The sequence below is a fragment of the Streptomyces sp. Go-475 genome (assembly GCF_003330845.1).
GTDB lineage: Bacteria > Actinomycetota > Actinomycetes > Streptomycetales > Streptomycetaceae > Streptomyces.
Map to the genome: position 1 here is coordinate 7032646 of NZ_CP026121.1, position 12868 is coordinate 7045513.

The following is a 12868-nucleotide window of genomic DNA, read 5'->3' on the forward strand; positions in this document are numbered from 1 at the left end:
CGCGGCACTCGCCAGCACCGTAGTCCTCACAGCCGTCGGGACGGAGCACAGCCCCCATGCGCATCCTCGGTATCAACGCCCTGTTCCACGACCCGGCCGCCGCTCTCGTCATCGACGGCCGCACGGTGGCGGCCGCCGAGGAGGAGCGCTTCAGCCGCCGCAAGCACGGCAAGCGCCCGCTGCCGTTCTCCGCGTGGGAGCTGCCCGAGCTGTCCGCCCGCTGGTGTCTGGAGCACGCGGGCCTCAGGCCCGAGGACCTGGACGCCGTCACCTACTCCTTCGACCCGGCGCTCGCCCGGCCCGCCCGCGACATGGGCCTGGACGACCCCTGGGACCCGCTGCGGCTGGAGTACGCCCGCCGCGCCCCCGAGTTCCTCGCCGAGGCCCTGCCCGGCCTCGACCCCGAACGGGTCGTCTTCGTCCCCCACCACGTCGCCCACGCCGCCTCCGCCGGGCCCGCCTCACCCCACCCCGACAGCGCCGTCCTCGTCCTCGACGGCCGCGGCGAGGCCGCCTCCCACCTGGCCGGCCGTTACCACGACGGCACGCTCGACACCCTCGCCACCCAGGCCCTGCCCGACTCCCTCGGCCTGGTCTACGAGGAGCTCACCGCCCACCTCGGCTTCCTGCGCAGCAGCGACGAGTACAAGGTGATGGCCCTCGCCTCCTACGGCACCCCGCGCTTCCTGCCCGGGCTGCGCCAGTACGTCCACCCCACCGGCCACGGCGGCTTCCGCGCCCACGGCGTCGACTGGGCGTCCTTCGCCCCGCCCCGCGCCCCGGGCGAGGCCTGGACGCAGGACCACGCCGACCTCGCCGCCAGCACCCAGGCCGTCCTGGAGGAGGTCCTGCTGGAACTCGTCGACTGGCTGCACCGCGAGGCCGGCGGCGAGGCACTGGCGATGGCCGGGGGCGTCGCCCTCAACTGCGTCGCCAACTCCAGGATCGCCGCCAAGGGCCCCTACCGCGACGTCTGGGTGCAGCCCGCCGCCGGGGACGCCGGCACCGCCCTCGGCGGAGCCCTGCACCTCGCCGCCACGCGGACCGGGCGGCCCGACCCCATGCCCGGCGCCGACCTCGGCCGCGGCTGGAGCGACGACGAACTGCGCGCCCGGCTCGACACCGCCGCCGTCCCGTACGAGAAGCCCGACGACATCGCCGAGACCGTCGCCGAGGTACTGGCCGAGGACGGCGTCGTCGCCTGGTTCCAGGGCCGCAGCGAGTACGGCCCGCGCGCCCTCGGCCACCGCTCCCTGCTCGCCCACCCCGGCCGCGCCGAGAACCTCGAACGCCTCAACCACGTCAAGGGACGCGAGGAGTTCCGGCCCGTCGCCCCCATGGTCCTGGCCGACCGCGCCGCCGACCTGTTCTCCGGCGGCCCGATCCCCAGCCCGTACATGCTCTTCGTGCACGACGTCGCCGAACGGTGGCGCGAGCGCATACCGGCCGTCGTGCACGTCGACGGCACCGCCCGCATCCAGACCGTCGAGGAACGACGGGAACCCCTCGTGGCACGGATGCTGCGCGCCTTCGAACGGCGCACCGGACTGCCCGTCGTCGTCAACACCAGCCTCAACACCGCCGGCCGGCCCATGGTCGACGACCCGCGCGACGCCCTGGAGTGCTTCGGGTCCGCGCCCGTCGACCTGCTGGCCATCGGGCCCTACGCGGTCCGCCGCGGCCGCGCGTTCGACGGAGGGAGGACCGCCGCATGACCCCGTACGCCGTGGTGATCCCCACGCTCGTGCGGGACACCCTCGCCGACTGCCTCGCGGCCCTCGCCGCCGCGACCGGGCCGCGCCCCGAGGAGATCGTCCTCGTCGACGACCGGCCCGACCCCGAACCCGGGAAGCTGGAGCACCCGTTGAGCGTCCTCGGCGATCTGCGGGAGCGCACCACCGTGCTGGGCGGCGGCGGTCGTGGGCCCGCCGCCGCCCGCAACACCGGGCTGCGGGCCGTGACCGCGCCGTGGACCGTGTTCCTCGACGACGACGTCCAGGTCGGGCCCCACTGGTGCGACCAACTGGCCGAGGACCTCGCCGAGGCGTCCCCCGACATCGCGGGCGTCCAGGGCGTCATCGCCGTGCCCCTGCCCGGCGAACGCCGCCCCACCGACTGGGAACGCGGCACCGCCGGACTCGCCCGGGCCCACTGGATCACCGCCGACATGGCCTACCGCACGGACGCCCTCAAACAGGTCGGCGGCTTCGACGAACGCTTCCGGCGGGCCTTCCGCGAGGACGCCGACCTCGCGCTGCGCGTCCTCGACGCGGGCTGGCGCATCCGCCAGGGCCGCCGCACCACCCGCCACCCCGTGCGCCCCGCCGACCGCTGGGTGTCCGTGCGTCAGCAGCGCGGCAACGCCGACGACGCCCTCATGCGGCACCTCCACGGACCCGACTGGTGGGACAAGGCGGTCGCGCCGCGCGGCCGGATCCGCAAGCACGCCGCGATCACCACAGCGGGCGTCGCCGCGTGCGCCCTCGCCGCCACCGGTCACGCCCGTGCCGCCACGGCCTGCGCGCTCGGCTGGGCCGCCGGCACCGCCGAGTTCGCCCGGGCCCGCATCGCACCCGGCCCCCGCACCCGCCGCGAGGTGACGACCATGCTCGCGACCAGCGTGCTCATCCCACCCGCCGCGACCTGGCACCGGCTGACCGGCGAATGGCGCCACCGCCACGCCCACGCCTGGCAGGAGGAGACCCGATGAGCCCGGTCAAGGCCGTGCTGTTCGACCGCGACGGCACCCTCGTCGAAGACGTCCCCTACAACGCCGACCCCGACCGCGTACGCCCGGTCGACGGCGCCCGCGAGGCCCTCGCCCTGCTGCGCGAACGCGGCATCCGCACCGGCGTCGTCACCAACCAGTCCGGCGTCGCACGCGGCCTGCTCGCCGACGCCGACGTGCGGCACGTCAACCACCGCGTCGACGAATTCCTCGGCCCCTTCGACGTGTTCGCCGTCTGCCCGCACGGCCCCGACGACGGCTGCCACTGCCGCAAACCCCAGCCCGGCATGGTGCTGTGGGCGGCCGGACGGATCTGCACCGCACCTGCCGACCTCGTCGTCATCGGCGACATCGGCGCCGACGTGGAGGCCGCCCGCCGGGCCGGCGCCCACGGCATCCTCGTCCCCACCGCGCAGACCCGCCCCGAGGAGACCGCGGCGGCCGACCACGTCGCCCCCGACCTGCTCACCGCCGTCCGCGCGGTGCTGGACGGACCGCCGCGGGGCCGCGTCCTCGCCGACGAACGCCCCATCCAGGAGGCCTTCACCACCGGCCCCGGACCGGGGAGGTGCCGGTGAAGGCCCTCGTCACCCGCCTCGACAGCTTCGGCGACGTCCTGCTCGCCGGACCCGCGATCCGCGCGGTCGCCGCCCGCGCCGACACCGTCACCCTGCTGTGCGGACCGCGCGGCGCCCCCGCCGCCCGGCTGCTGCCCGGCGTCGACGACATCCTCGTCTGGGACGCCCCCTGGGTGGGCTTCGATCCCCCGCCCGTCGGCCGCGGCGAGGTCGAGCAGCTCATCGACACCATCGACGCCGACACCGCGCTGATCCTCACCTCCTTCCACCAGTCCCCGCTGCCCGCCGCCCTGCTGCTGCGCCTGGCCGGCGTCGGCCACATCGCCGCCGACAGCGAGGACTACCCCGGCTCCCTCCTCGACGTACGCCACCACCGAGCCCCGCACGCCCACGAGGCCGAGGCCGCCCTCGACCTCGCCGAGGCCGCCGGATTCCCGCCCGCCGGCGACCCCCGGCTCCGGGTGCTGCCGCCGCCCGCCACCGCCGGACTCACCGGCCCGGGACCGTACGTCGTCCTGCACCCCGGCGCCAGCGTCCCCGCCCGCGCCTGGAGCCCCGAGCGCTGTGCCGAGGCGGTGCGCGAACTGTCCGCCGCCGGGCACCGCGTGGTGGTGACCGGCAGCGCGGGGGAGAGGGACCTGACCGCGTACGTCGCGGGCGAGCACGCCCTCGACCTCGGCGGCCGCACCGGCGCGGCCGAACTCTCCGGCGTCCTCGCGGGCGCCGACGCCGTCGTCACCGGCAACACCGGGCCCGCCCACCTCGCCGCCGCGGTCGGCACCCCGGTCGTGTCCCTGTTCGCGCCGGTCGTGCCCGCCGAACGCTGGCGGCCGTACGGCGTGCCGTACGTGCTGCTCGGCGACCAGGACGCGCCGTGCGCGGACAGCAGGGCCAGGGAGTGCCCCGTGCCCGGCCACCCCTGCCTGGACACCGTCACCGCGCACGACGTGGTGACCGCCGTCGAGAAGCTGCGGGGGGAGGCATGAGGATCCTGCTCTGGCACGTGCACGGGTCGTGGACCACGGCCTTCGTGCAGGGCCCGCACACCTACGTCGTCCCCGTCACCCCCGACCGCGGACCCGACGGCCTCGGCCGCGCCCGCACCTGGGACTGGCCCGACTCCGTCGTCGAAGTACCGCCCGAGCGGCTGCGCGAGGAGCACATCGACGCCGTCGTGCTGCAGCGCCCGCACGAACTCGCCCTGGTCGACCGGTGGCTGGGCCGCCGCCCGCCGCTGGTGTACCTGGAGCACAACGCCCCGCACGGCTCCCCGGGGGTACCCGACACCCGCCACCCCGCCGCCGACATCCCCGGCGCCACCCTCGTCCACGTCACGCACTTCAACCGGCTGATGTGGGACGCCGGTTCGACGCCCAGCACCGTCATCGAGCACGGCATCGTCGACCCCGGCCCGCTGTGGACCGGGGAGCTGGAACGCGCCGCCGTCGCCGTCAACGAGCCCCTGCGGCGCGGCCGCACCACCGGCACCGACCTGCTGCCGGCCTTCGCCGAGGCCGCCCCGCTGGACGTCTTCGGCATGGGCACCGAGGGTCTCGCGGACCGGCTCGGCATCCCCGCCGACCGCTGCCGCGGCCACGAACTCACCCAGGCCGAGCTGCACACGGCGATGGCCCGCCGCCGCGTCTACGTCCACCCGGTGCGCTGGACCTCCCTCGGCCTGTCCCTGCTGGAGGCGATGCACCTGGGCATGCCCGTGGTCGCGCTCGCCACCACCGAGGTCACCGAGGCCGTACCGGCCGGCGCCGGAGTGGTCTCCAACCGCATCGAGGAACTGACCGACGCCGTACGGGACTTCCTCGCCGACCCGCTGCACGCGCGGATGGTCGGCGAGGGCGCGCGGGCGGCGGCGCTCGCCCGCTACGGGCTGTCCCGCTTCCTGGACGACTGGGAGCGGCTGCTGAAGGAGGTGGCCCGATGAGGATCGCCATGGTCTCCGAGCACGCGAGCCCGCTCGCCGCGCTCGGCGGCGTCGACGCCGGCGGCCAGAACGTGTACGTGGCCCGCCTGAGCGAGGAACTGGCCCGCCGCGGCCACGACGTCACCGTCTACACCCGCCGTGACGCGGCCGACCTGCCCGACCGGGTGCCCCTGCCCGGCGGCGCCGTCGTCGAGCACGTGCCGGCCGGACCGGCCGCCCCCGTACCCAAGGACGAACTGTTCCCGCACATGCCGGCCTTCGGCGCCTGGCTGGCCCGGGCCTGGGCCCGCGAGCGGCCGGACGTGGTGCACGCCCACTTCTGGATGTCCGGCATGGCCTCCCGCATCGGCGCCCACCCGCACGGCGTGCCCGTCGTGCAGACCTTCCACGCCCTGGGCACCGTCAAGCGCCGCCACCAGGGCCGGCGCGACACCAGCCCGCCCGAACGGATCGGCATCGAGCGGCAGATCGGCCGCGGCTGCGCCCGCGTCCTGGCCACCTGCGGCGACGAGGTGCACGAACTGGCCGAGATGGGCGTGCCGCGCTCCCGGGTGTCGGTGGTGCCCTGCGGGGTGGACGCGGACCAGTTCCGGCCCGGGGTCCCGCCCGACGGCGTCCCGGCCCGCCGGCGGCCGCACCGGCTCCTCGCCTGCGGCCGGCTCGTCCCGCGCAAGGGCTACGACCAGGCCGTACGGGCCCTCGCCCGCGTCCCCGACGCCGAACTCCTCATCGCGGGCGGCCCCGCGGCCGGCCTGCTGGACGACGACCCGGAGGCCCGGCGGCTGCGCCGCCTCGCGGAACGCACCGGCGTCGCCGACCGGGTGCGGCTGCTCGGCGCGGTCGACCCGGCCGCCATGCCCGCCCTCATCGGCAGCGCCGACCTGGTGCTGTGCACCCCCGTCTACGAGCCGTTCGGGATCGTGCCGCTGGAGGCCATGGCCTGCGGCGTGCCCGTCGTCGCCACCGACGTCGGCGGCCACCGCGACAGCGTCGCCGACGGCACCACGGGCCGGCTCGTCCTGCCGCAGGATCCCGAGGCGGTCGCGGCCGCCGTACGCGAACTCCTCACCGACGACGCCCTCTGCCGCCGCTACGGCAGCGCCGGCCGCGCACGCGTCCTCACCCACTACACCTGGCGGCGCGTCGCCGACGGAGTCGAGCAGGTCCACCGCCAGGTCCTCGCCGGACACGCACAGCAGAAGGAGGTGGCGTGATGACCGTACACCCGCCCGTCACCGGGCACTGCGACGAACTCCAGGACGCCCTGACCGCGTTCCGCGCCTCGGCGCACATCACCGAGCGGTGGGGTGAGCGCCTGGCGGACGTCCTCACCGGCGGCGGCCGGCTGCTCGCCGCGGGCAACGGCGGCAGCGCGGCCCAGGCCCAGCACCTGACCGCCGAACTCGTCGGCCGCTACCGCGACGACCGGCCGCCGTTCTCCGCGCTGGCCCTGCACGCCGACACCTCCAGCACCACCGCGATCGCCAACGACTACGGCGTGGACGAGGTGTTCGCCCGCCAGGTCCGCGCCCACGGCCGCCGCGGCGACGTCCTGATGCTGCTGTCCACCTCCGGCGCCAGCGCCAACCTGCTGTCCGCGGCGGACGCCGCCCGGGCGGCCGGGGTGCGCGTGTGGGCCCTCACCGGCTGCGCCCCCAACCCGCTGATGGCGGGCAGCGACGAGTACCTGTGCGTCGAGGCGCCGACGGCGGCGACCGTGCAGGAACTGCACCTGGTCGCGGTGCACATGGTGTGCGCGGCGTTCGACGCGGCGGTGGAACGCGGTGGCCGGCGCGACGGCGACGGCGGGAGGTGACATGAGCGGCAAGGCACCCCTGGTCGTCGTCGGTGACGCCCTGCTGGACCGGGACCTGACCGGCCGCGCCGAACGGCTCGCGCCCGACGCGCCCGTGCCGGTCGTCGACGACTGCGGGGAGCGGACCCGGCCCGGCGGCGCCGCCCTCGCCGCGTACCTCGCGGCCCGCGACGGCCGGGACGTCACGCTGGTGGCGGGCGTCGGCGACGACCCCGCGAGCCGCGAACTGCGCCGCCTCCTGGAACCCTGGCTCACCCTGATCCCGCTGCCCCTGACCGGACCCCTTCCCGAGAAGACCCGGGTCCTCGCGCAGGACCGCCCGGTGGTCCGCCTGGACCGGGGAGCCGGCCGCACCCGCGAGGCCACGGACACCGCCCGCGAGGCCGTCCGCTCCGCGCCCGCCGTGCTCGTCTCCGACTACGGCCGCGGCGCCGCCGACGCCCTGCGCGACGACCTCGCCGCCCGCCCGCCCCTGGTCTGGGACCCGCACCCGCGCGGCGGCCCGCCCGTGCCGGGCACCCGGCTGGTCACCCCGGCGGAGAAGGAGGCCCACGGCCTCGCCCCGCAGGACGGCACACCGCGCCGGGACCTGCGCGCCGCCGCGCACAGCGCCGCCGCCCTCGTAGGGCACTGGCGGGCCGCGGCCGTCGCGGTGACCCTCGGCGCACGCGGCGCCCTCCTCTCCTACGGCGAGCACCCGCTGCTCGTCCCCGCCCCCGCCGCGCACCCGGGCGACAGCTGCGGGGCCGGCGACCGGTTCGCCGCCACGGCGGCCGGGCTGCTCGCCGACGGCGTCCTGACCGCCGAGGCCGTCGAGGGCGCCGTGGCCGCCGCGACCGGCTTCGTCGCGGCGGGCGGCGCGGCGGCGCTGCCGAGCGCGGACACCCCGCCGGTACTCCCGCCCGACGAGGACGACCCGAGCGCCCTGGCCGCCCGGGTCCGCGCCGCGCACGGCACGGTCGTCGCCGCCGGCGGCTGCTTCGACCTGCTGCACGCCGGCCACGTCGGCCTGCTCCAGGCCGCCCGGCGGCTCGGCGACTGCCTCGTCGTCTGCGTCAACTCCGACGCCTCGGTGCGGCGCCGCAAGGGCGGCGGCCGCCCGGTGAACCCGCTCACCGACCGGCTCCGGGTCCTGCGCGCCCTGGCCTGCGTCGACGCGGTCGCCGTCTTCGACGAGGACACCCCCGAACGGCTCCTGGCCGACCTGCGTCCCGACGTCTGGGTCAAGGGCGGTGACTACGCGGCCGCCGACCTCCCCGAAGCCGCCCTCCTCCAGGAGTGGGGCGGCCAGGCGGTCCTGCTGCCCTACCTCGACGGCCGCTCCTCGACGGCCCTGCTGGAAAGGGCGGCGGAGGGAGCGCGGTGACCGGCGGCACGAGGAGGCCAGGACACCCGATGGGACCGGCCACGGCGGCGGACGCGCAGGGCGCGGGGGAGGCTGCTGCCATGGCACCGGACAGCACACCGAGCACGCCACCGAACCCGGCACCGCCCCCGCGCCCGGCGGCGACGCGGGGTGCGCAGCCGGGCACGGGCGTGGCGTCGGACGCGGCGGCCGGCATGACGTCGGGCGCGGCGCGGGGCACAGCACCGGCCACGGCGCCGGGCACGGGCCCGGTCACGGCGCGCGCCACAGCACCGGCCCCGGCCCGGGGCACAGGCCCGTTCACGGCCCCGGACGTGCCCCCGGAGGGCAACCCCCGCCCCCGCCTCCTCGTCCTGCGCGCCCTCGGCCTCGGTGACCTGCTCGCCGGTGTCCCTGCCCTGCGCGCCCTGCGGCGGGCCTACCCGGGGCATGAGATCGTGCTGGCCACGCCCGCCGAACTGGAGCCCGTCGCCGCGGTGACGGGGGCCGTGGACCGGCTGCTGCCCGCCGCCGCGCCGGGGCGGGCCGTGCCGCGGTCGCTCGACTGGACCGGACCGCCGCCGGACGTCGCCGTCGACCTGCACGGCAACGGCCCGCCCAGCCACCGGCTGCTCATGGACCTGCGCCCGCTGAAGCTGCTCGCCTTCGCCCACCCGGACACCCCGGAGGTCGACGGCCCGCCCTGGTACGCGGAGGAACACGAACGCGACCGCTGGTGCCGCCTGCTCCAGGCGTACGGCATCGACGCCGACCCCGGCGACCTGCTCCTGCCCCGACCGCGCACCGCCTCCCCGGCCCCCGGCGCGGCCGTCCTGCACCCCGGCGCGGGGTCCCCGGCCCGCTGCTGGCCCGTCGAGCGCTACGCGGACGTCGCGGTCGCGCTGCGCGCCCGGGGCCTGCGCGTCGTGGTGACCGGCGGCGCCGACGAGGGCGACCTCGTGGCCCGGCTCGCCAAGCGGGCCGGCCTGCCCGACACCGACGTGTTCGGCGGCGGCCTCCCCTTCGGCCGGCTGGCCGCGCTCGTCGCCGACGCCCACGTCGTGATCAGCGGCGACACCGGCATCGCCCACCTGGCGGTCGCCCACGCCACGCGCTCCGTCACCCTCTTCGGCCCGGTCGCACCCAGCCGCTGGGGCCCACCGCCCGGCCCGCGCCACCGCGCGCTGTGGTACGGCCCGGAGGGTGACCCGCACGGCCGCCGCCCCGACCCCGCGCTGCTGCGCATCACCCCCGACGACGTCCTGCGCGCCGTCGACGAACTGCCCGGCATCCGACACCCGTGAGGGGGCACCCCGCACGATGACCACGATGACCGTCCCGAACCCGGACCCGAGCCCCGTCGGCGTCGTCATCGCCACCCGCAACCGCTCCGCCGCACTCGCCGGAGCCCTGCGGCACCTCCACAACCTGCCCGAGCGGCCCGAGATCCTCGTCGCCGACAACGCCTCCACCGACGACACGCGCGCCATGCTCGCCCGCGACTTCCCCCGGGTCCGCGTCCTGGCGCTGCCGTTCAACCACGGCGCCCTCGCCCGCACCTACGGGGCCCGGGCCCTGGACACCCCGTACGTGGCGTTCAGCGACGACGACTCCTGGTGGGCACCCGGCGCCCTGGACACGGCGGCCCGCCTGTTCGAGGCCCACCCGCGGCTCGGCCTCATCTCCGCCCGCACCCTGGTCGGCCCCACCGCGGACCCGGACCCGCTCAACGAGGTGCTCGCGGACTCGCCGCTCGGCCGGGTCGGCGACCTGCCCGGCACCCAAGTGCTGGGCTTCCTCGCCTGCGCCTGTGTCGTCCGCCGCAGCGCCTACCTCGACGCGGGCGGCTTCCACCGGCTGCTGTTCTTCGGCGGCGAGGAGACCCTCCTCGCCTACGACCTGGCCGCCCGCGGCTGGGGCGTCACCCACTGCCCGGACGTCATCGCCCACCACCACCCGGCGTCCGCGCCGCGCACCGGCCGCAGCGCCGTCCAGCGCCGCAACGAACTCCTCACCGCCTGGCTGCGCCGCCCCGTGCCCTACGCGCTGGCCCGCACCCGCGCCCTGGCCGCCGAGGCCCGGCACGACGGCCACGCCCGGCGCGCCCTGCGCGGGACACTGGCCCGGCTGCCCGCCGCCCTGCGCGCACGCCGGCCCCTGCCCCCGCACGTGGAACGGGCCGCGCGCCTGCTGGAGGGAGCGTCCACGTGACCGACCGCCGTACCACCGTCGTCGTCATCACCCACAACCGGCGCCGGGAACTCCTGCGCACCCTCGACCGCCTGGCCGAACTGCCCGAGGACCCGCCGGTGATCGTCACCGACAACGGCTCCACCGACGGCACCGCCGAGGCCGTCGCCCGCCACCATCCGCGGGTCCGGCTGCTGCGGCCCGGCCGCAACCTCGGCGCCGTCGGCCGCAACCTGGCGATCCGGCAGGTCGGCACGCCCTACATCGCCTTCTGCGACGACGACTCCTGGTGGGCGCCCGGATCGCTGACCGGGGCCGCCGACCTGCTGGACCGGCATCCCGCGCTGGGCTCGGTCACGGCCCGGATCGTCGTCGAACCCGACGGCACCGACGACCCGATCGTCGAGGAACTGCGCAACTCGCCCGTGCCCGGGCCGGATTGGCTGCCGGGACCGGCCCTGGGCTCGTTCCTGGCGGCGGCGACCGTGCTGCGCACCGACGCCTTCCGGGCCGCGGGCGGCTTCCATCCCCGGCTGTGGCTCGGCGGCGAGGAGGAACTGCTCGCCGCTGACCTCGCGGCCGACGGCTGGTGGCTGACGTACGCCGACCACCTGGCGGTGCACCACCACCCGTCCGTCGCCCGGGACGCCACCCTGCGCCGGACCCACGGCATCCGCAACACCCTGTGGTTCACCTGGCTGCGCCGCCCGGCCGGTCCCGCGCTGCGCCGGACCGTGGACCTGGCCCGCACGGTCCCGCGCGACACCGCGTCCCTGCGCGCCTTCGCCGAGGCGGCGGCCGCCCTCCCCTGGGTGCTGCGCGAACGCCGGGTCCTCCCGCACCGGGTGGAGTCCCGGCTGCGCCTGCTCGAACCGGCCCAGCGGGCCTCGAAGGCCCGCCGCTACACCGGCTGACGCGCCCCGGGGCGGCCGGGGCTCAGCTCCCGCACCACCGGCACATCAGCCGGAACACCGCGAACAGCGTCAGCGGCCACACGGCGGCGAACGCCCAGATCACCCCCGGCTCGGAGGTGACGATCCCGGCCACCATCAGGGCGACCGAGACCGCGAGCAGGACCGCCACGGTCCAGCCCCGGGGACGGTAGGAGCCCAACCGGGCCAGGACACGGGCCGGGTCGGGAAGGCGGCTCAGCCGCAGCGTGCGCAGCCGGCGGTCGAGGCGGCGGTCGCGGCGCAGGGCGCGTTCCATCTCGTCGAGGATGCGCTGCTCGTTCTCGGGGAGTCGGCCGATGGACACGCTCTCTCCTTCGGACGGCCGGAGCGTCAGTGTTCCGGGGGAGGGGGACGTAAGAGCGGGTGCCCCGTGAGGCCCGGGAGCTAACCGGGGACGGGCCGCGCCAGCGCCTCCACGAGCCGGTCCGCGCTGTCCGGCACGGTCCCCTCGCGGAACCCGTCGCGGATCTGCCGGGCGGTCACCCGGCCGCCGGTCAGGCACCAGTCCCACCAGCGGTCCAACTGCCGCACGTCCAGCCGCTCGGCGGGCACCAGCGCGGGCCAGCCGCAGGCGCGGGCCTGCGCGGTCATCTTCGCGCCGCCCTCGACGGGGTCGACAGCCAGCACCGGGGTGCCGACCCGCAGCGCGATCACCAGCCCGTGCAGCCGGTCGGTGACGACGAGGTCCAGCCGGGCCAGCACGGACTGCAACTGCGCGGGCGTGGCGCTCAGATGCCAGTCGTGGGTGTCGAGCCGCGTCTCCAGTTCCAGCCGGGCGCAGTCCTTCCCGGCCAGCCAGCGCGTCACCTCCTCGGCGACCTGCCCGTGCCGCCGCAGCGTGCCGTACTCCTCCTGCCCGTGCGTGAGGATCACCCCGACGACCGGCCGGGCGGGCACCTCGGGGGCGCGGGCCGCCAGGTCCTCCACCGGCTCGCTGTCCGGCGCGTCCCGGGGCAGCACCCGGTGGAAGCCGGTCACGGCCGCGCTGGCGGGGTCGATCACCGAGGTGCCGACGGCGATCCGCACGCAGTGCGCGAACCGCCGGTGCAGCTCCTCGACCTGCGGCCCGTGCAGCGGGCCGCACACGAACACCAGGTGGGAGTAGTCCTTCGGCCACAGCCGGTCCAGATGCAGCGCCTCCGGCCGGAAGCCGGGACTCCAGGCGATGTCGTAGGGGATGCCCGTCCCCCGCAGTACGTCCTCCACCCGGCGCAGGGCGAGCACGTCCCCGGCGGTCGCCTCCCCGTCCCGGAAGCTGAACCACCCGGTCAGCAGCACCCTGCGCGGTCGCATGCCCTCTCGTGTCTGCACATGCCCTG

At 76.9% G+C, this 12868-nt stretch carries 13 protein-coding genes; 11 read left to right on the plus strand and 2 right to left on the minus strand.

From position 1 onward, the window contains the following. The first annotated feature begins 56 nt into the window (after positions 1–56). The 11 genes from C1703_RS32050 to C1703_RS32100 all read left to right on the plus strand — a co-directional run bounded on the left by C1703_RS32050 (position 57) and on the right by C1703_RS32100 (position 11510). Positions 57–1715, plus strand: coding sequence for a carbamoyltransferase C-terminal domain-containing protein (locus tag C1703_RS32050; protein ID WP_114256102.1), 1659 nt, complete (start codon positions 57–59; stop codon positions 1713–1715). After that, the gene (locus C1703_RS32055) at positions 1712–2710 is read left to right on the plus strand and encodes a glycosyltransferase (protein ID WP_114256103.1); all 999 of its coding nucleotides are present in this window, start codon (positions 1712–1714) and stop codon (positions 2708–2710) included. Before C1703_RS32050 ends, C1703_RS32055 begins: the two co-directional genes overlap by 4 nt. Further along, on the plus strand, positions 2707–3306 hold the full coding sequence (locus C1703_RS32060) for an HAD-IIIA family hydrolase (RefSeq protein ID WP_114256104.1): 600 nt from the start codon (positions 2707–2709) through the stop codon (positions 3304–3306). Before C1703_RS32055 ends, C1703_RS32060 begins: the two co-directional genes overlap by 4 nt. Beyond that, complete coding sequence (locus C1703_RS32065) at positions 3303–4292, plus strand: glycosyltransferase family 9 protein (protein WP_114257690.1); 990 nt, start codon at positions 3303–3305, stop codon at positions 4290–4292. The genes C1703_RS32060 and C1703_RS32065 overlap by 4 nt, the downstream gene beginning before the upstream one ends. After that, positions 4289–5245 (plus strand): glycosyltransferase, encoded by a 957-nt coding sequence (locus tag C1703_RS32070; RefSeq protein ID WP_114256105.1) that lies wholly within the window; start codon positions 4289–4291, stop codon positions 5243–5245. Before C1703_RS32065 ends, C1703_RS32070 begins: the two co-directional genes overlap by 4 nt. After that, on the plus strand, positions 5242–6459 hold the full coding sequence (locus C1703_RS32075; protein WP_114256106.1) for a glycosyltransferase: 1218 nt from the start codon (positions 5242–5244) through the stop codon (positions 6457–6459). The genes C1703_RS32070 and C1703_RS32075 overlap by 4 nt, the downstream gene beginning before the upstream one ends. Then, the gene (locus C1703_RS32080) at positions 6459–7061 is read left to right on the plus strand and encodes an SIS domain-containing protein (RefSeq protein ID WP_114256107.1); all 603 of its coding nucleotides are present in this window, start codon (positions 6459–6461) and stop codon (positions 7059–7061) included. The genes C1703_RS32075 and C1703_RS32080 overlap by 1 nt, the downstream gene beginning before the upstream one ends. 1 nt (position 7062) lies before the next feature. Next, positions 7063–8427, plus strand: coding sequence for a D-glycero-beta-D-manno-heptose 1-phosphate adenylyltransferase (rfaE2, locus tag C1703_RS32085; protein WP_114257691.1), 1365 nt, complete (start codon positions 7063–7065; stop codon positions 8425–8427). A 194-nt stretch (positions 8428–8621) separates the two neighbouring features. Beyond that, a complete protein-coding gene (locus tag C1703_RS32090; protein WP_232840798.1) occupies positions 8622–9710 on the plus strand; it encodes a glycosyltransferase family 9 protein in 1089 nt (362 codons plus the stop codon). 25 nt (positions 9711–9735) lie between these two features. Next, positions 9736–10617, plus strand: coding sequence for a glycosyltransferase (locus C1703_RS32095; RefSeq protein WP_198678334.1), 882 nt, complete (start codon positions 9736–9738; stop codon positions 10615–10617). Further along, entirely contained in the window at positions 10614–11510 is an 897-nt protein-coding gene (locus tag C1703_RS32100; RefSeq protein WP_114256109.1) for a glycosyltransferase, read from the plus strand. The genes C1703_RS32095 and C1703_RS32100 overlap by 4 nt, the downstream gene beginning before the upstream one ends. 22 nt (positions 11511–11532) lie before the next feature. Here C1703_RS32100 and C1703_RS32105 read toward each other — a convergent pair whose 3' ends face one another. Next, positions 11533–11853, minus strand: a complete 321-nt coding sequence (locus tag C1703_RS32105) for a DUF3040 domain-containing protein (protein ID WP_114256110.1) — start codon at positions 11851–11853, stop codon at positions 11533–11535. Positions 11854–11933: 80 nt separating this feature from the next. Next, a complete protein-coding gene (locus C1703_RS32110; protein WP_114256111.1) occupies positions 11934–12842 on the minus strand; it encodes a polysaccharide pyruvyl transferase family protein in 909 nt (302 codons plus the stop codon). Positions 12843–12868 lie beyond the last annotated feature (26 nt).